17 protein-coding genes are annotated in these 24,229 nt (G+C 54.3%); 10 read left to right on the top strand and 7 right to left on the bottom strand.

The window, feature by feature from the left end; genetic code table 11:
• Positions 1-24 precede the first annotated feature (24 nt).
• A complete protein-coding gene (locus ACWFTY_RS13120) occupies positions 25-3,384 on the top strand; it encodes a hybrid sensor histidine kinase/response regulator (protein ID WP_447524637.1) in 3,360 nt (1,119 codons plus the stop codon).
• Between the two features lie 2 nt (positions 3,385-3,386).
• On the opposite strand, the gene ACWFTY_RS13115 is transcribed toward ACWFTY_RS13120, so the two are convergent.
• Together ACWFTY_RS13115 and acs are read right to left on the bottom strand one after the other, a co-directional pair.
• Entirely contained in the window at positions 3,387-4,025 is a 639-nt protein-coding gene (locus ACWFTY_RS13115; protein ID WP_447524636.1) for a LuxR C-terminal-related transcriptional regulator, read from the bottom strand.
• A 3-nt stretch (positions 4,026-4,028) separates the two neighbouring features.
• Positions 4,029-5,999, bottom strand: a complete 1,971-nt coding sequence (acs, locus tag ACWFTY_RS13110) for an acetate--CoA ligase (protein WP_447524635.1) — start codon at positions 5,997-5,999, stop codon at positions 4,029-4,031.
• Positions 6,000-6,154: 155 nt separating this feature from the next.
• Here acs and ACWFTY_RS13105 point away from each other — a divergent pair, with 155 nt between their 5' ends.
• On the top strand, positions 6,155-7,537 hold the full coding sequence (locus tag ACWFTY_RS13105) for a DcaP family trimeric outer membrane transporter (protein WP_447524634.1): 1,383 nt from the start codon (positions 6,155-6,157) through the stop codon (positions 7,535-7,537).
• Between the two features lie 110 nt (positions 7,538-7,647).
• On the opposite strand, the gene ACWFTY_RS13100 is transcribed toward ACWFTY_RS13105, so the two are convergent.
• A complete protein-coding gene (locus tag ACWFTY_RS13100) occupies positions 7,648-9,108 on the bottom strand; it encodes an alpha-L-fucosidase (protein ID WP_447524633.1) in 1,461 nt (486 codons plus the stop codon).
• A gap of 587 nt (positions 9,109-9,695) precedes the next feature.
• Between ACWFTY_RS13100 and ACWFTY_RS13095 the strand changes: the two genes are divergently transcribed.
• Positions 9,696-12,236 (top strand): TonB-dependent receptor, encoded by a 2,541-nt coding sequence (locus tag ACWFTY_RS13095; RefSeq protein WP_447524632.1) that lies wholly within the window; start codon positions 9,696-9,698, stop codon positions 12,234-12,236.
• A 10-nt stretch (positions 12,237-12,246) separates the two neighbouring features.
• Entirely contained in the window at positions 12,247-13,683 is a 1,437-nt protein-coding gene (locus ACWFTY_RS13090) for an MFS transporter (protein WP_447524631.1), read from the top strand.
• 20 nt (positions 13,684-13,703) lie between these two features.
• Here the strand turns inward: ACWFTY_RS13090 and ACWFTY_RS13085 are convergent, their stop codons facing one another.
• Positions 13,704-14,363: a TetR/AcrR family transcriptional regulator gene (locus ACWFTY_RS13085; protein ID WP_447524630.1), complete on the bottom strand. Its 660-nt coding sequence runs from the start codon at positions 14,361-14,363 to the stop codon at positions 13,704-13,706.
• Positions 14,364-14,463: 100 nt separating this feature from the next.
• Between ACWFTY_RS13085 and ACWFTY_RS13080 the strand changes: the two genes are divergently transcribed.
• Positions 14,464-15,417, top strand: a complete 954-nt coding sequence (locus ACWFTY_RS13080) for a Coq4 family protein (protein ID WP_447524629.1) — start codon at positions 14,464-14,466, stop codon at positions 15,415-15,417.
• Positions 15,418-15,465: 48 nt separating this feature from the next.
• Here the strand turns inward: ACWFTY_RS13080 and ACWFTY_RS13075 are convergent, their stop codons facing one another.
• The gene (locus tag ACWFTY_RS13075) at positions 15,466-16,809 is read right to left on the bottom strand and encodes an oxygenase MpaB family protein (RefSeq protein WP_447524628.1); all 1,344 of its coding nucleotides are present in this window, start codon (positions 16,807-16,809) and stop codon (positions 15,466-15,468) included.
• Between the two features lie 84 nt (positions 16,810-16,893).
• Between ACWFTY_RS13075 and ACWFTY_RS13070 the strand changes: the two genes are divergently transcribed.
• The gene (locus ACWFTY_RS13070; protein ID WP_447524627.1) at positions 16,894-17,574 is read left to right on the top strand and encodes a CerR family C-terminal domain-containing protein; all 681 of its coding nucleotides are present in this window, start codon (positions 16,894-16,896) and stop codon (positions 17,572-17,574) included.
• Positions 17,575-17,674: 100 nt separating this feature from the next.
• Here the strand turns inward: ACWFTY_RS13070 and ACWFTY_RS13065 are convergent, their stop codons facing one another.
• Positions 17,675-18,775, bottom strand: coding sequence for a helix-turn-helix transcriptional regulator (locus ACWFTY_RS13065; protein ID WP_447524626.1), 1,101 nt, complete (start codon positions 18,773-18,775; stop codon positions 17,675-17,677).
• A gap of 83 nt (positions 18,776-18,858) precedes the next feature.
• On the opposite strand from ACWFTY_RS13065, the gene cysD reads away from it, so the two are divergent.
• The 3 genes from cysD to ACWFTY_RS13050 are packed head-to-tail and all read left to right on the top strand — an operon-like array spanning position 18,859 to position 22,438.
• Complete coding sequence (cysD, locus tag ACWFTY_RS13060) at positions 18,859-19,773, top strand: sulfate adenylyltransferase subunit CysD (RefSeq protein WP_447524625.1); 915 nt, start codon at positions 18,859-18,861, stop codon at positions 19,771-19,773.
• The gene (gene cysN / locus ACWFTY_RS13055) at positions 19,773-21,698 is read left to right on the top strand and encodes a sulfate adenylyltransferase subunit CysN (protein ID WP_447524624.1); all 1,926 of its coding nucleotides are present in this window, start codon (positions 19,773-19,775) and stop codon (positions 21,696-21,698) included. The genes cysD and cysN overlap by 1 nt, the downstream gene beginning before the upstream one ends.
• Positions 21,699-21,706: 8 nt before the next feature.
• A complete protein-coding gene (locus tag ACWFTY_RS13050; protein ID WP_447524623.1) occupies positions 21,707-22,438 on the top strand; it encodes a 3'(2'),5'-bisphosphate nucleotidase CysQ in 732 nt (243 codons plus the stop codon).
• Between the two features lie 148 nt (positions 22,439-22,586).
• Here the strand turns inward: ACWFTY_RS13050 and ACWFTY_RS13045 are convergent, their stop codons facing one another.
• A complete protein-coding gene (locus ACWFTY_RS13045) occupies positions 22,587-23,372 on the bottom strand; it encodes a response regulator (protein ID WP_447524622.1) in 786 nt (261 codons plus the stop codon).
• A 352-nt stretch (positions 23,373-23,724) separates the two neighbouring features.
• On the opposite strand from ACWFTY_RS13045, the gene ACWFTY_RS13040 reads away from it, so the two are divergent.
• Positions 23,725-24,195, top strand: coding sequence for a response regulator (locus tag ACWFTY_RS13040; protein WP_447524621.1), 471 nt, complete (start codon positions 23,725-23,727; stop codon positions 24,193-24,195).
• Positions 24,196-24,229: the final 34 nt, after the last annotated feature.

Below are 24,229 nucleotides of genomic sequence, written 5' to 3'. Positions count from 1 at the left end.
CTTAAAGAGAAACAGGAGAAGAAAATGATCTTGTGGATCGCGCTGGCCGCTTCGGTGCTCTATGCTGCCGGTCTCTTTTGGCTTGCGCTAAAGGGGGACAGCGGGCGCTTTCCTTTAGGGCCGCGCGCTCAGTCCTGCGTTTATGGGCTTTCTCTCGGTGTTTATTGCACCAGTTGGACGTTTTACAGCGCGGTCGGAACGGCAGTGTCGAATGGCTGGCATTTTCTGCCAATCTATCTCGGGCCGATATTATTATTCACCATCGGCTATGGTCTGGTTTCACGCACCTTGCAGCTGGGCAAAGCGCAACACAGCACCTCGATCGCGGATTTTCTGTCGACCCGATATGGCAAAAGCGGTTCGGTGGCCGCTCTGGTCACCATCATCGCCACTATCGGAATCCTGCCTTATGTGGCTCTGCAATTAAAATCCGTCGGTCAGACGTTGTCGGCGCTATCGCCCGATATTGGTGGCGTGATCAACTCCGAAGATGTCGTGTTGGGAGTGGCCGCTGTAATGGCGATGTTCGCCATATTGTTCGGCGCCCGGCAGGTCGATCTTACCCAACATAACAGGGGACTGGTGCTGACCATTGCTGTCGAAGCCGTGGTAAAAATGTTCGCTTTGCTGGCAGTCACGTTGTTCGCGGTTCTTATGCTTGCGGGAACAGATGCTACACAAATTGAGGGTGCGCGCAGCTTTGGCGAGATTTTCAAAGTGGAGCAGTTTGATGCCCGCTTTGCAACATTGACCCTAATATCCGCATGTGCGGCCTTATGTTTGCCGCGGCAATTTCATATGACCATTGTCGAGGCACAGAAAGATCGCCCGGACAGGCTGATGCGCTTCGTTTTTCCTGCTTATCTTGTCGCCATTGCCCTGGTCGTATTTCCGATAACGATGATCGGTACATCGATGATGCCGGCGGGCCAGGCAAATCCCGATATGCTGATGCTTGCCTTTCCGCTGAGCACCGGTGCGGATTGGCTAGCGATACTGGTATTCATTGGCGGTTTTTCGGCGGCCACCGGCATGGTGATTGTTACAACCGTGGCGCTGTCCGGTATGATTACCAACGACCTGATCATTCCGCTTTTCTATCGTCGCAGGACCAATCACGCCATATTGAGCCAGTCGCTGCTATGGATCAGACGTCTGACGATCATCGGTCTGCTTTTCCTCGCTTATCTTTATTACCGGACAATCAATAGCGCCACCACACTGGCAGGTGTGGGAATAATTTCTTTTGCAGCCGTTTCGCAATTCGCTCCGGCACTCATCGGCGGACTGTTTTGGAAGACGGGCAATCGTAAGGGGGTCAATGCGGGGCTTTCATTGGGCTTCGGCGCCTGGTTAATATTATTGATAATACCAACCTATCTTGACACAAATCCGGTTTTCCAGATTGCGGATGATATGCTGGTGTCAGCGGTGATCATCAGTCTTTCCCTCAATATTGCCGGGTATCTTATATTCTCCCTGAACACACAGACAAATATCATCGATAAAGCGCAGTCGGCCGCCTTTGTCGGCATGGAATACCGCACAGTTGGTGGTAGCCGTACGCTGGAAAAAATGCGCGTGGCGGATTATCGTCTGCTGTTGCGGCAATTTGTCGGGGATGAGCGCAGTCGTGCAGCGATGAAGCAGCTGGGCGCGCAGCTTGATGGCCGCGCCTACAGCGATCTGGACGTTGCCGACGACGCCTTGATCGAAATGGTCGAGCGACAGCTTTCCGGCGTGCTTGGTGCATCGTCGGCCAGGGCGATTATTGGTTCTACCATGGAGGGCGACCCGATACCGTTGGAACAGGTTGTCGCCATGTTTGACGAAACTTCACAGCGTCTGCAATTTAGCGGGGAATTGCTGCAAACAGCGATCGAGAATATTGATCAGGGCGTTGCTGTTGTCGACAATGAAATGCAACTTGTTGCCTGGAATAGCCGCTATGTCGAGATGTTTGGCGTGGGCGATGACCTGATAGTGGTCGGGCGCCCGATAGCTGATTTGATAGGCAATAATTTGCGCCGCAACGGTTTGAATGATAATCAAATAGAAGCGGAAGTTTCGAAACGGCTCAATCATATGCGAGCTGGTCGTAAACATGGTCAAGAGCGCGAGCAGGCTGACGGCCGAATATTGCGGATATTGGGCAATCCGACCGCGACCGGCGGCTATGTGACCAGCTATACAGATATCACCGCAGACAGGCGGTCAGGGCAGGCATTGGAGGCAAAGGTTGCAGAACGCACTCGACAACTCACCGAAGTCAATATCGCGCTGGAAAAGGCAACCCGCTCGAAAACCCGTTTTCTGGCAGCAGCCAGCCATGACCTTGTACAGCCACTGAACGCCGCGAGGCTATTCACTTCGGCGCTTCATGAAGAAATTGGGGCCGAGCAACCCAAGGCGAGAAAACTGGCGAACGATATTGACCGTTCTATTGAAATGGCGGATCGCCTGTTGCGCGCATTGCTCGACATATCCAAGCTGGATGGCGGCGGTTTGCAACCCGAGATTACTACATTCCCGTTAGCACCGATATTCGATGATCTGCGTTCGGAATTTAACCGTGCCGCAAAGAAAAAGGGGCTGGTTCTGAATGTACAAGAATCGGATGTCTGGGTTAAAACGGACCGTAATCTCCTTCTCAGCATTCTCCAGAATCTAATTTCCAATGCCGTTCGATATACCGAAGCGGGATCGGTTTCACTCGGAGTGGAAATCAAGGCCGGTAAAGCGAAAATCCGGATCGACGATACCGGGCCAGGCATTGATCCTAAGCACCATCAACGCATTTTTGAAGAGTTTCAGCAAGTCGGCACGCAGGCCGATAGGGAAGGTGCCGGGTTGGGTTTGTCCATATCCCAGCGGATTGCACGCTTGCTCGAAACGGAGATTGCTGTGGCATCGACACTTGGGGAGGGGAGCAGCTTCTCTCTCTCCCTGAGACGTGGAAAAGCAAAAATAGCTGACAGAGAGGTACCCAAAGCACGACAAACACGCGCTTCCGATCTGATTGGTAAAACGGTCCTCTACGTCGATAACGATCAAAGTGCTCTGGACAGTCTTTCCGCCCTGTTGGAGGGCTGGGGGTGTGACATACGGACAGCTTTGTCGCCAGAGCAGGCCTTTGACGCTTTTTCAAAGCCGCCTGAACTGGTGATTTTTGACTATCAACTGGACGATGGCTGGACCGGTGACCAACTTTTTGAAAAGCTCTGTGAAAATTGGGGCCAGCGCCCGGCCGGTATATTGGTAACCGCAGAGGATTCCGGCCGGACAAAAGATGCTGCGGTGCGATCGACAGTCGAGCGCTTGCTCAAGCCGGTGCCGCCCGCGGCGCTTCGTGCGCTGGTGAGCCAGACTTTCCGAAAAAGCTGATCTCAGGCCGGTTTAACTTCTGGCAGGTTAACATCCAATTGTTTCGCCACCAGAACCGCTTGCGTACGGCTGATGACATCCAGCTTGCGGAAAATTGCCGTGATATGGGCTTTGACCGTCGCTTCGCTAATCTCCATTTGATAGGCAATCTGTTTGTTGAGCATCCCCTGGCTGACCAGATTCAATATCCGCCGTTGCGCCGGTGTCAGGCTAGCCAACTTATCGAATAATGCCGTATCATCTTCGCTTTCTGTGACATCAGTATCAAACCATATATCGCCATCACGAATTCGGGACAGAGCCCCGCGCATGACATCCAGATCGACCGATTTGGGAATGAAACCCGAGGCGCCCAGACTTTGACACGCCCGCACCACCCGACCTTCTTCACTGGCAGAAACCACTACCACAGGTAAGGCGGGAAATTCGTGACGGAAATCCAGCAGCGCCGTCAGCCCGTCACTGTCCTTCATATGCAGATCAAGGAGTAGAAGATCGGCCGGGCCAGCCGCCGCCGCTATATTGGCCTGCGCCACAGTCTCGGCTTCCACGATATCCGCTTTCGGCCAGACTTTCTGCACCGCCTGACATAATGCACCCCTGAACAGCGGGTGGTCATCAGCGATGATGATGCGGGCCATGGCTTACCTGTTTAACCTTCCTTCGATCAGACTATCAACAACGTCGGGATCTGCAAGAGTGGAAGTATCACCGAGCGCAGCATAGTCATTCTCGGCAATCTTCCGCAGTATCCGCCGCATGATTTTTCCGGAACGGGTCTTGGGGAGGGTCGGCGTGAGGTGGAGATGATCGGGCGTGGCGATGGGGCCAATCTCGATGCGGACATGGCCACGCAGTTCGGCTGTCAATTCGTCCGATGATTCCACTCCGGCGTTCAGGGTGACATAGCAATATATGCCCTGTCCCTTTATGTCGTGCGGATAGCCGACCACCGCCGCTTCTGCGACTTTGGGATGAGAGACCAGCGCCGATTCCACTTCCGCCGTGCCCATGCGATGGCCGGAGACATTGATCACATCATCAACGCGGCCGGTGATCCAGTAATAATCATCCTTGTCGCGCCGGCAGCCGTCACCCGTGAAATATTTGCCCTTATAGGTCGAAAAATATGTCTGGATGAAGCGTTCGTGATCGCCATAGACGGATCGTGCTTGCCCCGGCCAGCTGGCAATGATGCACAGATTTCCACTGGTCGCACCCTCTAGCACAGCGCCCTCGTTATCGACCAGCTGCGGTTTAATGCCAAAAAATGGCTTGCCTGCACTGCCGGGTTTCATAGCATGTGCGCCGGGCAGAGTGGTGATCATGATGCCGCCGGTTTCGGTCTGCCACCATGTGTCGACAATGGGCGAGTTTCCTTCGCCAACTACATCATAATACCAGCGCCACGCTTCGGGGTTGATCGGTTCACCAACGGTACCGAGCAAGCGAATGGACGAGCGGTCGTGCGCCTTCACCGGCGCATCGCCTTCACGCATCAGCGCACGGATCGCGGTAGGTGCGGTGTAGAAAATATTGACCTTATATTTGGCGACTATTTCCCAGAAACGGCCAAAGTCAGGATGATTGGGAATGCCCTCGAACATGACTTCCGTAGCCCCGTTTATGAGCGGACCATAGACGATGTAACTATGCCCGGTGACCCAGCCGATGTCGGCGCTGCACCAGAATATTTCGCCCGGTCTATAATCAAACACATAATGAAAGGTGGTCGCCACCCAGACGGCATAGCCACCGACAGTGTGTAATACACCTTTCGGGGTGCCCGTTGATCCTGATGTGTAGAGTATGAATAACGGATCCTCGGCATTCATCGGTTCGCAAGGACAGTCAGCTTCTACATCTGTGCCGATCTCGTGATACCAGTGATCGCGGCATTCGCTCATCGCTACATCGACGCCAGCATGGCGCACGACCAGCACCGCATCCACCTCCACCCCGTCATGGTCCAGCGCGGCATCAACATTGGCCTTGAGGGGCACGGTCTTTCCTCCGCGCAGGCCTGCATCTGCCGTAATCACAAAACGGCTTTCGCAATCCTCGATCCGCCCCGCCAGCGCTTCCGGAGAGAAGCCGCCAAACACCACTGAGTGGACTGCGCCAATCCTGGAACATGCCAACATGGCAACCGCGCCTTCTACAATCATTGGCATATAAATTGTGACCCGGTCACCTTTTTTGACGCCCATTTTTTTGAGAGCCCCGGCCATTTTGATGACCTCAGCCAGAAGCTCGGCATAGGTCAGTGCGCGCCCGTCCGACTGCGGATCATCGGGCTCAAAAATCAGCGCCGTCACATCTCCCTTGCCAGCTTCGACATGGCGATCGACGGCATTATGGCAGATGTTCAGGGTGCCATCTTCATACCATTTAATATCGACAGGATCGAAGGACCAATTGGATATCCTGGAAGGCTTGGCAATCCAGTCCAGCCGCTCCGCTTGCTTCGCCCAGAATGCATCGGGATCGGATATGCTTTCTGCATATAAGCGGTTATAATCCTCGGATGTGCAATGCGTTGGAGCACCTTCCTGCGGTGAGGAAATGATAGTCTTGCTATCTGCCTTGGCTTTTATATCCAAGCTATCCGACATGATCATCTCCCCATTTCCTATAATATTGAGCTCCATCTATCCGAAAGGTACATAGGATTTGAATGCGACATTGGTCGTATAGACCATTGGCTAATTTCCCTTTGCCAGTTCGCCTGTCATTCTTGCTGAAATATAAGCGAAGGGGAGGATGGCGCATGGCCAAGGCTGCAAGATTTCTGATCAAGGGATTATTACTATCCGCGACGATGCTGAGTTCATCATCTGCATGGGCTCAAAAGAGCGATGTCGATGGCCGGCTGGATCGGTTGGAAACTTTGGTTGCCGGTCTGATTGAACGCTTGGATGCAAAAGAGGGTGCGCCGGCGGCGAGCGATGTCGCCGTTGCGCAACAGGCCCGGCAAGCAATCTCGGAGACGCGGGCCCTCGCTGAAAGAACGTCAGCGGTAGAAACCAAAGTGGCCGAACAATCCTCTGGCGGTAATGGCTTTAATGTTGGCAAAACGCGTGTGACTTACGGCGGCTATGTAAAAATAGACGCCATCTCGCAGCGAACCAGCGGCGGTCAGGTTGAAACGGGTAGCATCGTGCGTGACTTTTTGATTCCCGGTGCCATTCCGGTTGGCGGAACATCTTCCGGATTTGATACTGATTTCAGTGCGCGCCAAAGCCGCTTCATTCTTGAAACCAGCACCGATGTCGGTGACGGACATAAGCTGGGTTCGAAAATCGAGATGGATTTCATGGTCACCAGCGGCGGTGACGAGCGTGTTTCAAACAGCTATACACCGCGTCTGCGGCAGGCCTATATCACCTTCGACAACTGGCTGTTCGGTCAGGCCTGGTCGACCTTTCAGGATGTAGGCGCGTTGCCCGAAGCGCTCGACTTTATCGGACCGACACCCGGTACCGTTTTCAACCGTCAACCAATGGTCCGTTACACAAATGGCGGTCTTCAATTAGCAATTGAACAGCCAGAAACAACAGTGACCAGCCCTACGGGTGGCCGCGTTGTGGCAGGTGACGACAGTTTGCCGGATGTCGTTTTACGCTACAATCATAGCGGCGATTTCGGCCATCTGACCGCAGCCGCTATCGGTCGGGTCCTTCGCGTGAAGCCGGATGATTTCGGGCTGATTTCCGACAGTGCCATTGGCTATGGCCTAAGCCTGTCAGGTAAAGTGAATATTGGTTCGCGCGATGACATTCGTTTCATGGCAACAGCCGGGCAGGGGCTGGGACGCTATATCGGCCTTAATATCGTCAATGATGCCGCATTGCGCGTCGATGGCAGCCTTGATCCGATAGCCACTTATTCCGGATTTCTTGCTTATCGTCATATGTGGACCGACAATCTCCGATCGACAATTTCCGGCAGCTATTTTAAAGCTGATAATCCAGTGGCACTCACGACCAGGGTCGTTACGGATGAAAGCTGGAATGGTTTCGCAAATATAATCTATTCGCCCGTCCCGCCGCTCGATCTGGGAATAGAATATATGTACGCCAATCGTGAACTGGAAAATGGCACAGCGGGCAATCTGCAAAAGGTGCAGGTGTCAGCAAAATATAAATTCTGAATATCCATTTGTCAGAGCGATTGAGATTTTCCAATGATTGGAGCGCCCATGCTCATCATCTCGGGCGCGCCATGATTTCATTGATTCCGATTGATGGATCAATTTATTTGCTAATCGTTTGCGGCTATACTGATCGACACCGCAGTGCCGATAGGGTCCGAACCGGAGCTTGCAAAGGTCAACAACAGATCCGCTCCCTGGGCCTCCAAAGTCACTGGACTGTCGTCGGCAAGGCGCCGTGCAGTGCCGACAATGGACAGGTTTTTTACCAGCAACTGTTTGGACGTAATCGGCCCCTTGAAAATCAGGTTCAACCGTCCCGGCGAGGCGGTGAAGCGGACGGCTTGGCCGTCGTCGGTCTCTCCATCCGAGCGAGTCCACGGCCGCGTTCCATAAATCGCATCACCATTGGCTCGCAACCATGTGCCAAATTGCTTCAGGCGCTTCAATTGTTCGTCCGGGATGGTGGCATCAGTCCCGCGGGGGCCGACATTTAACAAAAGATTGCCATTGCGCGAAACGGCATCGATGAAATCATGAATGAGTGTTTCGGCGCTTTCATAATCAGCATCCGTATCATTGCGGTTGAAACCGAATGAATGGCTCATGCCGCGCGTGGCTTCCCACTTCTTGATCTGGATTTCGGCAAAGGCGGCATATTCGGGCGTACGGAAGTCGCTGTGCGGCACTGGCGGCGGGATGATACCCTCCGATTCCTTGCCACTGCGTTTGCGCAATGACGCCTTGATTTTGCGATCAATCAATTTCCGGACCAACGGAATTTTAAGCAATTCTCGTGGAACGCTCGCCGCAACCCAGCGGTCGTTGACCACGCCATCCGGCACGGCAGAATAATAGTCGGAAAATAGCTGATAGAGCGATTTGGAACGGGTTGGCCAAGATATGTCATTCCAGAGAACCGAGGGTTCGTATTTCTCGATCAATTCGCGAACCTGAGCCATAGCATAGGCTGGATAGTCGCCGCCGGGCGTTGACGAAATGAAGTCGCCGAGGGTGCGCATCGGCCGACGATTGAAGGTCCAGTCGATCCCTCCCGAATAATAGACCCCGAACCGCATCCCGGCCGCGCGTACGGCTTTCGCCAATTCGCCGACGATATCACGGCTTGTGCTCCAGTTCTCTTCGTGCGGATTGGCAATGTCGGACGGCCAAAGCGAAAGTCCGTCATGATGTTTCGTCACAAGCACGACATAGCGGGCGCCTGCATCGCGAAAAGCCTCGGCCCAAGCCGAGGGGTCCCATTGCTTAAGCCCTTCTTCGAATGGCTGTTTGAAATCTGTATAAGGGGCGTCACCGTAATGCGTCTTATGGAACTCGGCCGAGGGCGTTCCCGGCACCTTGGTCGCGTTCCAGTACCACTCAGTATAGGGCACCATCGCAACCGCCCGATCATAGTCTTTGGCAAAAGCTTCGCCAATCGAGCCGAGGCGCGGTGCAAAGCCGGGAATAGCGAAAGCTCCCCAATGGATGAAGATTCCAAACTTGGCATCATTATACCAGTCAGGCACATCGCGTTTAGAAAGTTCCTTAAGGGTAGAGGACGAACTCATTTGAAGGCCCCCCATATTCCCATAGAATAATTCCGTTCGCGCGCGGGAGGCGGCCCGTTTCTTCTTCCCAGCAATATCTTTGGCCAATCCATCAGGCGCAATTGTCGAGCCATTATTTTCCTCCCCATTTCTGCCTCCATCTTCGTGGTGGCTTAATTGTTGTCGGCGTGGCGAGCCACGTCGAGGTACTTTATTCTATTGTCATAGAAAAATCGATAAGACAATTATTATGTAGCTCGAATTTGAAATCACAGGCACCCTCTTCGACAGAACGATGTGCGGCTCCGGGGGGCACCGACCTCGCTCGACTTACCGGAGGTCAGTGATACTAATCCGGCAGCAAGTATGCAGGGACATCGTGATTTCACCATGCATCAGACGCTGGGTATCTGGCTGTATTCCGCTATCTTTCTGATTATCTATACCGATAATTATATGATTATAGACTAATCTATAAATCTCCTATAACATCCGATTCAGGAGATGCTGAAAAGGCATTCCGGATACTAATGATGTGAGACCCGTATAAGCGGGATCACTGTTCTAATTATCGACCAGCAGATCGCTGGCGACGGGAGAGGATGGGTATGCGAAACATTTCATGGATGCTTGCGAGTGTTGCATTTGTAGGGGCGCCGGTTGCGGCACAAACTCAGGATTCGGTGCCGGCGGCAGATCAGCCACCTAGCGCGAAAGCCGATAGCGGACTTGCCGAAATTGTCGTCACGGCTGAAAAGCGTAGTGTCAATCTTCAGGACGTGCCGTTGCCGATTTCCGCCTATACGGCTGATGCACGGCAAATCGCGGGAATAAACACCCTTCAGGATTTTGCGAATTTTACACCCGGCCTCAGCTATTCGGCCAGTAACGACCGTGTTTTTATCCGCGGTATCGGCCGTCAAACGAATACCAACGGCAGTGATCCAGGCGTCTCGACCTACACGGACGGAATATATGATTCCTCGACCAACTCGATCGCCGCATCTGATTTCTTTATCGAACGCATTGAAGTGTTACGTGGCCCACAAGGTACGCTTTACGGACGGAATTCAATCGGAGGTGCCATCAATGCGATCTCCAAGAGACCGACCGAAGAACTGACAGCAGATCTGCGGGGCACGGTGGGCAATTACGGCGTCTATAGTCTGGAAGCTTCAGCATCAGGCGAGGTCGCGAACGGACTTCGGGCGCGATTGGCGGGCGCGTTTTATAACCAGGATGACGGCTATTTCAAAAATGATGCTGGCAAGGGCAGTGAAGGGGGGCGGGGCGAGCGCCGGTATCTTGAGTTGCAACTGGAAGCCGATCTGGGGCCGGACGTGGTTGGCTGGCTCAAACTGTCAACCGGCAGCACCGATCTTAATCCTCGTACTATCAACCGTATCGGCGGCTATGATTTTGCGCCTTATCCTTTTGGAGCAATTATCCCGGGGGCTGCCTTTGGCTATTTAATCCCGGGAGTGGTTACGCTGAACCCGAATCCCCAGCCGCCCGGCGCAGCCGATATCAGGCACTTCAGTGCCGACACGACCCAGACCGAACGTATGCGTGACAATTTCGGTGCGACCGGCGACATAAAATGGACATTGCCAACGTTCGATGTTCGCCTGCTCGGCGGCTATCAGCAATATCGTGCAGAAAATACCTATGAGCTCGATGATACCAGCGTGATTTCCTATACATTCCCGCTTGCTGCCGGTGGAGGGGTTTGCGCTTTCATTCCCGGCTGTGGGCCGTTGACAGTATTTCCTTCCTCACAAGTTGACCTAGGCACCGACAAATCTTTTGGTAGTGGTGAAATCAATCTGACGTCAAACACCAACGGACCGCTGCAATGGGTCGCCGGTGTTTATTATTATCAGGAGACGTTGACGCAGGAAACGCACTTCCGCGCTCCCGATCAGTTGCAACTTCAAACGCCGGCCAATGGTCCCGCCAACCCGTTCAGCGATTTCGTATATGCCGCTTCGACGCTGACCACCAAGTCGATGGCTGCGTTCGGCCAGGTCGACTATCAAATCTCCGACGAGTTCAAAGTGACAGGTGGATTGCGCTATACCCGTGACAAGAAAAGTGGTGACGAATCCTTCCGCATCCTGTGTTTCGGATGCGGCGGTTTCTCTCCCGATCTATACGGTACGGCGACACCGGCGCTCGACATTACGGCGTCGCAAATTTCTACAGCCGCAGCGCCGGGCGTGGCGTCTGCTGTTACGACTGACCCGGCGACAGGTATCGCCAGTCGTGACTTGTCGAACAGTTGGGATGCCGTAACCGGCACGGTCGCTGTCCAATGGCAGCCTACAGACGATGAACTGGCATTTGCGCGCTACAGCCGGGGATATAAATCGGGTGGCTTCAACGCGGGCGGTATATCGGCGCTACCACAAACCGGAGCGGAGCATGTCAACGCCTACGAGATAGGGTATAAACGGACACTTGGGGCAAGGCTTCGGGTTAATCTGGCCGGTTTCTATTACGACTACCAAGGGCTCCAGGTGCCATTGACGGTATCACAGCCGGGAGGCGCACAGCTTACCCAGTTTTTCAATCTCGACAGTTCGAAAAGCTATGGAGTCGAAGCCGAACTGGCCTGGCAGCCGACGGATGCTCTGCAAATGGCGTTCAATTACGGTTATGGCCATTCGCGCGTCGACAGCGGATGCTGTTTTGTCGATGGCGAAGATCCATTGGCTATCCAGCCGGAAGCCCAGCCATCGGGCGCTGCTGTGGCAGGGCAGCAACCGCAAAGTGTTGACGGCGCGCGACTACCCAACGCTCCGCGTCACAAGGTTGCGTTAAATGCCGTCTATAACATCGACTTCGACCCTGGTACGTTATCTTTGTCAGGCAATTATGTTTGGCGCAGCTCCGCATATAGCAACATCTTCAACCGCGAATATAACCGTATGCCGTCTTATGATCAGGTTGACCTGCGCGCGATCTGGACTGAACGTAACGACCGTTTCCGGGTTATCGCATTCGTAAAGAATGTGTTCGACAGCGTGGGTTATGACAGCGCTACCGGCGATCTTCTCGCTTCCTCGCCTACTCTGGAGGTGGCGCAGTCATATTCGCTTACGCCGCCCCGGACGTTCGGTGTCCAGTTCGAAATTCGTTTCCGATAGGTAACGGCGCATGTCGCAATCCCGATCGGCGGCCCGAGAGGAGCTGTCATTTAAAACACGGCTTCTTTACGGCTCGGGTACGATAGCGTTTGGCGTCAAGGATCAGGGCTTCAATGCTCTTCTGATGCTATTCTACAATCAGGTCATCGGCCTCCCGGCTGCCTGGGTAGGGTCGGCGATCATGATCGCGATGATTGCAGATGCGCTTTTCGATCCCTTGCTCGGACAATATTCAGATAATTTCCGCTCCCGTCTGGGGCGGCGGCACCCTTTCATGTATGCAGCGGCTTTGCCTATCGGGATTTTCTACCTGTTGCTCTGGTCGCCGCCCGACGCCTCAGATGCCGTGCAATTTGCATGGCTGGTAGTGACCGCAATTTTTGTGCGCTTTTCTATCAGCCTCTACGAAATTCCGTCTACGGCTCTGCTGGCCGAGTTCACCAGCGACTATGATGAACGCACAAAGCTCGTCGCCGCGCGATTTTTCTTTGGCGTATGCGGCGGCCTTGGAATGACAATCGTGACATTTGGCTATTTTCTCCAGCCGACGCCAGAGCAACCGGTCGGCCATCTAAACGCCGGGGGCTATGGGGTCTACGCCTGGGTAGCGGCAGCCATCATGATGGTATCGGTCCTCATATCGTCGTTTGGCACGCAAAAAGAAGTGCTGAAGCGACCGGCACCGCCACCTCGCGTAGCGATATCGACGTCACAAATGCTGAAGGAAATGCTCGGCATATTGGTGCATCCTTCTTATGTGTCGGTCCTTCTCGCCAGCCTGTTTTTTGCCATCGCCTCCGGAATTAACATGGCTCTGCAAATGTACTTCTCAACCTATTTCTGGGAACTGAGCGCAAGCCAGATCGCCATGGTCGCATCTACCAGCATCGTCGGGATATTCTTCGCTTTCGTCGTGGTCCTGCCTCTGTCCGCGCGGTTCGGCAAAAAGCTGTCTGCGTTGATGATGTTCAGCTTGGCGCTGGTTTCTAACGTAACGCCATTGGTCTTGCGGCTGACCGATCTGTTTCCAGAAAATGGCGAACCGATGTTGTTGTACCTTTTAATGGGTCAGTTCGCGTTTACGATCATGACAACCATCGCAGGCGGAATTCTGGCGGTGTCGATGATTGCGGACGTCACTGACCAAATTCAGCTGGAAACCGGGCACCGGTCCGAGGGGCTGCTCTTTTCCGCATCAACGATGGTCAACAAGGCGGTCTCGGGCATGGGAATTCTGCTAGCGGGTCTATTGCTTGCTTTCGTTAATTTCCCCGACAAGGCACAACCCGGACTTGTCAGCGGTGACGTTCTGCAAAGACTTGCCAGCATCTATATCGGCACAACAGCGCTAGCGACGGTGCTCGCGATTATCTGTCTCGCTTATTACCCAATCAACCGGCTGCGGCATATCGAGAATATCCGGCAACTCAGCGAGAAAACGCTCTGATAACGCCTCAGTACGTGCCGTTAAGCCGAGTCCACTGAGTCCGCGGTATCGGTTTTGATCAACGGCAAGCCGTTGGCGAGTACGGCTTCGGCAGCGTCTAACAACCGCTCGTTCTCAGCGACGAGATCACCGGCTCGGCCGCTTTCGATCCAGCTGTCGAATGCCATACGGCCACCCGCGACCAGCATCGCAGCAACCATTTGCGCGCGACGATCCTCCAAGGGGTCAATCCCAAGCTCGTCAGCAATATAATCCGTCAGCAAAGATATCTGCAGGCGCTGATGATCGAACCAAACCGGTAAGAGATCGGGTTCACCGGCAATGGCTCGCCCGAGATTAATCTGTCCGTCGCCATCGCGCTCATAAGCATGCGCAATTCGAGCGACCTGGTTCCGCCAAAATGTCAGCACCGGTACACCCTGTTCGCGCTGCGTCTTGACTACGGTTTCAAACCGTGTGCCAGCTGTGACCGCGATCTCTGCCGCGAGTTTGCGCTTGGACGAAAAATGCGTGAACAGCGTTGTTATATGGATATCGGCTGCTTCCGCGATCGCAGCCATTGTCGCGTCGGCATAGCCGTGGGTAACGAAAAGGCGCCGGGCGGCATCGACGATACGCTGGCGTGTGCGCGCTTTTGTCGCAGTGCGCCTCGGAAAACTGGTTTTAGATGGTTCGGACATGGGTCCATTATAGTCAATAAACGAGGAAGCGCCAGTTCTAACTTGATCATTCTATCTTTATAGTGTTATCTCCAAAAAAGGGGATTTTAGGAGAGTGATTATGACGATGGATCTGGCGATGCAGAATGAATTCGAAACATGGGTCGAGACAGGCCAGCCGCCGCTCGAGGAGCAACCTATACTGGGGATTGCTGCGCTAATGACGACAGCTGCGTTTGTCGATCCGGTGGCCCAGGTGCCGATCTTCGACGCCATCGCCGCGGCGACTTTGGCCAGCAACGACAGCGCCCAGCGCGCCGCTGAAATTACCGAGGCGTTGCCATGGGTAAAAACCGGAAAGCCGCGTATCGCATTGCCCCGGCCATTGTGGGACGGGTTCTGGAATATTGTTCAGGCGCCGCCGTTGCCGACCGATGGCGAGCTGGATTTGACATTGCAAGTTGTCGCGCTGGGCGACCTTTACGACGATCGGATATTGGATTGCTGCGAAGAGGCACTTCTTGAATTTGACGGGGTGCACGACCTGATTGCCCAACCCGAAGTGCGGCTCACCACTGCCGATCTGGAAAAATACCCGACGGATACGCTGGCGACCGAATTGCTAACGATGTTGAATTCGAACGGATATGATATCGAGGTGATTGATGCCGATAATGTGGTTCTGCCGGGAGACTATCCGGCGCAAAACAGGACCAACCGCCGTATCCTTCAACTTCACGATATCTGGCACCTGGTAGGAGGATATGGGTTTACGGGACCCGGCGAAGTGGCGATTTCGGGCTTTCAGATGGCTCAGTTCGGACAAAATTACTCGACGCGCTTTTTGGCGACTGTCGCGACCAAGTTTTCCAACCATACGCCTGCGGTGATGGATATGTTCCTGTCCGTTACGTTCGATGGCTGGCGTCATGGCCGCGCCACGAAACAATTGATTGCAGTACCATGGCACGAGCGCATTGCCGATCCGATTAGTAAAATCCGCACGGATATGGGAATTCATCCGATCGACAGTAACGCAATGCGGATGATGGACGCCCTTATGCCGGCCGCTTGAATAGCGATTGCCGGAATGATTGAATGAAAGAAGCCGTCCGGCTGCGGATTAATCCGCAGCCGCCGGTGTAGTAGTCGGGCGATATTGCCGAGCGTCGGTCGTAAACTCTGCATGACCATAATCAGCCAGCTGGGCCTTAAGCTTCGCGACCAGTCGGCGATCGGCTATCCCGCGCAGGCCGGGAATATGTGCGGCAAGCGCGTAGAGGCGCATTCTGGCATAGATAAACAGACCCGCCAGAGCGGCCAGAAAAATATCGAAGGACGTAAGCTTCACCCCGATCGACGCGGCTTTCTCCTTGTCGTTGCCCATGAAGCTCTTGACGAAGAACAGCTTCGCGAAAGCACGTTCGAAAGTTTCGTGGGTGCGTGCGCGCAACGAATTATTCGGCCGTAAATCTGCAGCCATGGTCGCCCGCAATAATTCCCCACATGTTTCATCATCATATCCGCTAAGCAGGGTCCCGCTGCGCGCGTTCATGAGGTCTACGATCCCCTGAGGCGTGTCGGCGAGCAGATCTTCGGGAAGGCCGAGAAGAAAGCATCGATAACGCGCCAGTTCCACCATCGCACGTTCCGAGTCCGTGAATTGGTTCCGTCCCTCCGCGATCATTTTATAGGATAAAAGAAAGATCGAAATGAGTCCGGCAGGCATCTGATCGACTTGTGGAATTGGGATGCCGTAAACGCTGACATCCCATTCACCGGGCCGGCGCAAGACGTTTGCACGCACCATCGAATGCATCAATCGCACCATGGCCGCCGCTTTGAAGCCCGGGCCAAAGCGTTCGAGCGCGCCCGGCAGCAGAGAAGTGGTGAAGAAAGTCGCGGTATCCTTGACGCGTCTGGCGGCCGTCTGGGTCGTTAATGTGCCAGTGATCGCCATCGGCAACGCAGCATATTTGTTCATGAAGGTTGCGATGAACGCGCCGCGAATGATGAATGGACCGAAATTTGCGGCTGAATTGCGATCTATACGTGCGCCTTCCTCGACAAGTTTCATGTCCACCCAGTTGGGCGTTCGCTCCATCTCGCGGATCAATTCAACCAGTTCGGGCGGCGCGTCCGGCACATTTTCCACGCCTTGGTCGCAAGCGAGGGTCAGCATGTCGACCAAGGTGCGAAAGCTGTAATCGCGCATCAGGCTTGCATAGGCGTCGGCGGCCACATCCCCGGTCATCGTATAGGCGCGGATGAAATCCAGGCGCTCTGCGTCGGCAAGCAGCGCGTCACGTTCCGAGGCATATTCGCCGGAAAGCGCAGTTGGATCGCCAGCCGTAGCGGTGAAACGTTCGGGAATGATGCGAAAATCGACGTTGCCATACATGGCCGGTGCGCGCTCGCGTTGCGCTTCTACCTTTGTCCAAAGGCTATTCTGTCCCGCGTGCGTCATCAGACTGTTCCTCTCTCGACTTGTTGCCCTTTGGCATATATATCAATTGATATAAATTCAAGCAAAACGGATGAGCATTGACTGATGACAAAAGCCAAACCCTCGGCTCCACCTCTCCGCGCTGCCGTCGATGGCTATCGCAAAGGCGAGGAAACGCGCGCGCGCATTCTTAACGTTGCGCTCACAGAATTTGGTAACAGCGGTTTCTCCAGCGTCACAACACGGCAAATTGCGAAGAAGGCCGGGGTCAACTTGCCTGCGCTAACTTATTATTTTGGAAACAAGCGCGGCCTTTATCTGGCATGTGCACATGCTATCGTCGCACGCTACCGGGACGGGCTGGCCCCGGTTGCCGAGGTCTATTCCGCGACATTGCGGGCACCACTGGTGCCGGATGAAGCCCGCACATTATTAAAGCGTCTGTTCGCGGAACTGGCCCGCTTCCTTCTCTCGACCGCAGGAAACCAAAACCCAGCATTGTTCGTCCAACGCGAGATTGCGAGCCCGGGCCCGGCATTCGAGATTCTTTATGCGGAGCTTTGGCGTCCCGGTATCGAACTGGTGACGAACCTGATCATACAGGCATCGAACGGTCTACTTTCCGAGAAAGAGGCTCAAGTGCGCGCGGTTCTGATGATCTCCAGCCTGACAGGTTTTTTATCGGGACTACCGGTGATTGCGCGTACGGCAGGTAAGGCAGATTACTCGGGGCTCGTAATCGCGGCCTTGGACGGGCAGATTGAGGCGCTCGAGCGAAGGGGCTAGCATTTTCCTTGATGAACCGCTGTTAGGCGTCCCTGTGGAGGACCGCCCTTATTTGCCGTTGGTTGCAGCTTATTCATTACGGACTGGCCGCGCTTCGCCTTCAGGCCAGTGCCACGATGCTCGCTAGTATAAGACGAACAAGATCTGCTTGGCCGCGCGTTCCGGTCTTGGCATAAATCCGCTTTGAATAAAGGCGCGTGGTCTCATGGGTGAGGCCCAGCAGGGTTGCCGCCTCCCTGATCGTCACACCGTGGCTGATATGCAAAGCCAGGCGCGCTTCCTGCAGCGTAAGGCCAAACAGGTTGGCCAAATGCTGACTGCGTTCGGCGCTGCTCGATCGCTCGCCATGAACAAAGGCAATGGCAACGGGCTGGAGCGCACCGGGCAGGTCGGCTGGCGGGTTGGTGAGGAGCATATCCAGCCATGGTTCGTCAGACAGATGTACCGTCCGCACAACGCTTTCTCCCGCCTGCCGCATTTTCAGGAATTTGCGCAAGATGCCTTGTGCATCAGCCTGCTCGGCAATCAGGCGCCCGTCTGGCGATTTGCGCAGGGTTTGCGCTTCCTGCACCAAAGCTTCTGCCTGCTCACTCATGTCAATGATCCGGCCGGACGCGTCGAGCATGAACCAGCCGAAATTGAGCCGCATGATCGCATCGGCCGAGATCCCCGCCTTCAGCCGTTGCCGTTCCAGCTCGGCATGTGTGCCGGCAGCAATCGCCAGATGAGTGGCAAGAGAGCCCAGCAAAGCCCCGTCACTCGCCGAAAAGTCACTCTTTGTCCGCCCAAGCGAAATCCAGATTTGTCCGCCATTGGGCTCGGAAACCCGCATGTTACGAGCAAAGCGGATATCGGCATCCTGCATGAATAATGTCTTGAAGCGACTGTGACGGGGATCGTTTGAGTCGAGAAATTCGTCGAGAGAATAGACCCGATTGAGCCGCATGGCCTGATGCGGGAGCGCCTGGGAGTTTCCGAATTCCTGCCGGTAGATTTCATTTATATCGTCCGAACCACTTTGGAGTGCCGGAATCCGGACAGATTGCAGCCAGTCATGATCGCCCTGAAACAGCAGTCGGGCATAATCAGCGCCGGTTCTGCGGCGCAATTGCTGCAGAAAATCTTCCCAGGGTGGCGCGCCAAGCGTTCCGCGATGCAGAGCTGCGATAAGATCATGTTCTTCGCTGAAAATGATAGCCATTTGCGGCTAATATCCCATTTGGGAACTACATGCCAGTCGAAAGCGGCTATGACCGCCGAGAACGATCAAGGATGGAATAACAAGTGACCCGTATCTTAACCCATTTGGAGCGGCTTGAGGCTGAAGCAATCCACATCATGCGAGAAGTCATGGCTGACGCGCAAAAGCCGGTGATGATGTACAGCGTTGGCAAGGATAGCGCAGTGTTGCTGCATCTTGCCAAGAAAGCATTTTATCCATCTCCCCCGCCGTTTCCTCTATTGCATGTCGATACGACCTGGAAATTCAAGGATATGTACGCGTTGCGCGAAAAGGCCGCCCAGGACGCGGGAATGGAACTGATCGTCCATCACAATGCAGAAGCGAAAGAACGCGGCATCAACCCGTTTGACCACGGTCCGCTACACACCGACATGTGGAAGACCGAGGGATTGAAGCAGGCGCTTGATCTGCACGAATTTGATGTCGCTTTCGGCGGAGCGCGCCGCGATGAGGAAAAAAGTCGCGCGAAAGAGCGTATCTTCTCGTTCCGTACGGCCAGTCATGGATGGGATCCCAAAAACCAGCGACCCGAATTGTGGAATCTCTACAATGCCAAAAAGGCAAAAGGGGAAAGCATTCGGGTCTTCCCGATCAGTAACTGGACCGAGCTGGACATCTGGCAATATATTATGGCCGAGAATATCGAAATCGTTCCGCTTTACTTCGCAGCGCCGCGCCCGACCTACATATATGAAGGCGGCCTGTTCATGGCGGATGATCTGGACCGGCTCGAGAAGGTGATGGGCTACAAGCCTGAAATCACCACTCGTTCTGTCCGTTTTCGCACCTTGGGTTGCTCACCGTTGACCGGTGCCGTCGAAAGCACAGCGTCGACACTTTCGGAAGTGATCCAGGAAATGCTGCTGACCACCACCAGCGAAAGACAGGGCCGCGTCATCGACAAGGATGAAGGCGGTGCCGGCATGGAGAAAAAGAAGCAGGAGGGCTATTTCTGATGACCGAACAGACCGGAAATGATCCGATTTATAAAACCGATGCGCTTATCGCCGAGGATATTGACGCCTATCTTGCCCAACACCAGAACAAGGAGCTGCTGCGTTTCATCACATGCGGCAGCGTGGACGATGGCAAGAGTACACTGATTGGCCGGCTTCTATACGACAGCAAGATGATCTTTGAAGATCAACTGGCTGCGCTGGAAGCGGACAGCAAGAAGTCCGGTACGCAAGGGCAGGAGATTGATTTCGCCCTGCTGGTCGATGGTCTCGCTGCGGAGCGCGAGCAGGGTATCACCATTGATGTTGCCTATCGTTTCTTCTCCACCGAAAAACGCAAGTTCATCGTCGCCGATACACCAGGTCACGAACAATATACTCGCAACATGGTCACGGGTGCATCGACCGCCGATGCTGCTGTCATATTGGTCGACGCGCGCAAGGGGATATTGGTCCAGACGCGGCGCCACTCCTATCTGGCTCATTTGCTTGGCATCAAGAATCTGATCCTGGCGGTAAACAAAATGGATCTGGTCGACTTCAGTCAGGAAACCTTTGACTCGATCGTCAAGGAATATGGCGAATTTGCAGCCGAAATTGGCATAGATAGCTTCACCGCGATCCCGATTTCCGGCTTCAAGGGCGATAATATTACCGAGGCGCCATCGGCAAACACGCCGTGGTACGACGGTCCGGCGCTAATTGCTCATCTGGAGAATATCGAAATCACGGCTACCGTAGCACAGGAAAAGCCGTTCCGTATGCCGGTGCAATGGGTCAATCGGCCCAATCTCGACTTTCGTGGTTTCTCGGGTCTTGTGTCCGGAGGTACGATCAAGCCGGGCGATCCTGTGCGGGTCGTGCCGTCGGGCAAGAACAGCCGGGTGAAGAGCATCGTGACTCTGGATGGCGAACTCGACGAAGCGGTGGCCGGCCAGTCGGTCACGATCACGCTGGAAGACGAAGTGGACTGTTCTCGTGGCGATGTAATCGCTGCGGCGGGGGATCCGCCCGAAGTTTCAGACCAGTTTGAATCCACGATCGTGTGGATGAGCGATGAAGCGCTGAAACCCGGTCGCGGTTACTGGCTCAAGCTCGCCACACAAACGGTCAGTGTGTCGGTGCAGGAGCCGAAATATGAAATCAACATCAACACCATGGAGCATCTTGCGGCCAAGACGCTGGAACTGAACGGCATTGGCGTAACCGAAATCCATACCGACAAGCCGATTGTGTTTGAGGCTTATGCCGACAGCCGGCAGCTTGGCGGCTTCATTCTGGTCGACAAGATTACGAATGCGACCGTCGCCGCCGGCATGCTGCATTTCAGCCTGCGCCGGGCCGACAACGTCCACTGGCAGCCGACAACAATCACGCGGGAAGAGCATGCGTCGCTCAAAAACCAGACTCCGCGCGTCTTATGGTTCACCGGCCTTTCCGGCTCGGGCAAATCCACCATAGCCAACGAGGTCGAGAAAAGTCTCAATCTGATGAATCGCCATACATTCCTGCTCGACGGCGATAACGTGCGCCACGGGCTGAACAAGGACCTTGGCTTTACCGAAGCGGACCGGATCGAGAATATCCGGCGGGTCGGCGAAGTCGCCAAATTGATGACAGACGCCGGGCTGATCGTGCTGACTGCCTTTATCAGTCCATTCCGCGCGGAACGGCAAATGGTGCGCGAAATGCTGCCCGATGCCGAGTTTGTCGAGATTTTCGTTGATACGCCGCTCGAAGTTGCCGAAAAGCGCGACGTGAAAGGCTTGTACAAGAAAGCGCGCAGCGGCAAGCTGAAGAACTTCACTGGTATTGATAGCCCCTACGAGTCTCCGGAAAGTGCGGAAATTCGGGTTAATACCGTAGAGATGACTCCCACAGAAGCTGCCGAATATATCGTCCGGCAGATCATGCCACTGAAATGAGAGATATTATGACCGACGCCGATCTCGCCGCCCATCTTGCGCATGTTGCCGGGCGGATTCTGCTCGAAGTTCGCGACAGTGGAATGTTTGAAGGCAAAGCTCTCGGCAAAGCCGGGGACCAGACCGCCAACGAGTTTCTCGTCCATGCCTTACGTCAGCAGCGGCCCGATGACGGCCTGCTGTCGGAAGAAAGCAAGGATACCGACGAGCGGCTCGGTAAATCGCGCGTCTGGATCATCGATCCGGTCGATGGCACGCGAGAATATGGTGAGGCGCGCTCGGACTGGGCGGTACATGTCGCACTGGCGGTTGACGGGGTTGCCTCGATCGGCGCTGTTGCGTTACCGGGGCAGGATGGCGGCGTTGTACTGCGCAGTGACAAGGTCGGCGACCTTCGCACGCATGAAGGTTCGCCGCGTCTGGTTGTCAGCCGCACCCGCCCGGCAGCAGAAGCGCTGTCCGTAGCAGAACGATTGGGTGGCGAACTGGTACCGATGGGTTCTGCCGGCGCGAAGGCCATGGCGGTGGTGCAGGGGGAAGCGGAAATATATCTCCATTCCGGTGGTCAATATGAATGGGACAGTTGCGCGCCTGTAGCAGTCGCATCGGCCTATGGCCTGCACTGCTCGCGGATCGACGGTTCGCCGCTGGTCTACAATCAGCAGGACACCTATATGCCGGACCTGCTGATCTGCCGAAAGGAATGGACGGAGGCTGTTTTCGATGCGCTCAGCAACTGAATGGCGTGATAACCCGGAGGACCCGAAGGCAAACTTGTCGTTGTGAGTAATTCAGGGGATTATCGTTAGTCACACATTCATGTGGTTTTATTGAGGCGTTGCATCGTCCCGAGGATGGATCAATCAAATTCAGTCAGCGTTCGTCTTCTCACGCTGCTTTCAGAAGCTCGTCCAGCGCATTCCGCATTTTCTGAGGCCGGTCTTCCATTTTCCATAGCCCGAGGCCATCCTCGATCAGCTTTGCGTGACTGCCCAATTCCCGTTCACCGAACATCGCCGCAGTCCCTGCAAGCTTATGCAGCTGTTCCCGGATTTGACGGGTTTCGCCATCGGAAAAGGTGCCTTGTTTTACGAAGCTGACGACACTGTTGATCGCTTCCTCCCGGCGCAATCGGTAGCGCTCGAACAAGTCATCGGAAATCTCGCTTTGGAGCTCTTTCGCGGGGGATTTTTCTTCTTCCGGCTGCTGGGGCGCAAGCCAGTGCTGCAAAACTGATTTCAGATTCGAGATATCAACAGGTTTCGAAATATGAGCCTGCATTCCGGCCTCCAGGCAATTTCGAATATCATCGCCAAATGCGTTTGCGGTGATTGCAACTATCGGCAGGATTTCAGCCGATATTCCGCTTGTCCGGATTATTCGGGTAGCTTCATATCCGTCCATAAAAGGCATCTGGATATCCATCAATACGAGATCGAACGGATTCCCTTCGGATATGGACCGAGTTATTTGTGCGACGGCTTCGGTTCCATCCGACGCCAGTTCGGTGTCATAGCCCAATCGCTTGGTCATGGCCTGAATAAGAATCTGGTTCACATCATGATCTTCCACCAATAGCAGGCGCGCTTTCGCAGAAGATGAATCGATAGCATTGGATTGGCGATGAAGAGGCGTGGGAACGCTTGCCCGGCTGATGTCCTGATCGTGCTTCATGCTTTTTCCTTTCTTTCCGGACTCTCGCCAATTGGTACCCAAGGCTGTCAGGACGGTACTTGGGCCATAATGGAAGACGGTGATTATGAGCTTTGGTTAAGTGCCAATATTTTTGGCAGTTATTGGCAATGGTACCTTCGACGATCGACGCTCGCTGCTTTGCCAGCAATGCCCTGCCGTGAAGTGGGGCTCGAAAACGGACGGCTTGCTTGACGGAACTATCGGGAGAGGGGAGGCCAAATTCCTTGGAATTCCGCCCGTAATGGCTGCTGCACATGTTTTAGTTCGAACTAGAATGGTTAATTATCGAGTGTTTGGTCCGTAATTACATCGAGACATGATCAGGATCGGTTTGATCCAACTCTATCTGTTTCAATTTCTCGCGCCGGGTTGGGTGAGAAATTCAATGGCAAAGGAACTGAAATTGGCGACTATCCTGTTTGCAGATGATGATGCGCTTCTGGGCGATTTGGTTTATCACAAGCTCGAGTCTTGCGGTCATCGGGTCGTGGTAGTGGACAATGGGTATAGCGTCCTGTCCGCTGCGCTCCGAACTCATCCTGATCTCATCATTCTGGATAACCGTATGCCTGGACTTAGAGGTCCGGAGGTCCTGCCCGTTCTAAAGAGACAGGCGAGAACCACGGCAATCCCGGTGCTGGTTTTGACAAGCCAGACGGGTAAAAATGCAATGGCCGAAGCTTTTCGTGCAGGCGCTGCAGACTATATGGTGAAGCCATTTTTGCCACAAGATTTGGCCGACCGTATATCTTCTTTGTTGGGTTCACGGGAAACCTTGCAACAGGTTGGGCAACGCTCATGAAATTCGTTGTGAACCGAATAGCTCGTAAATTGCG

The organism is Parasphingorhabdus sp. NYA22 (assembly GCF_976973735.1).
Note: the sequence above shows the minus strand (reverse complement) of the source record. Positions and strands in the feature narration are given on the sequence as shown.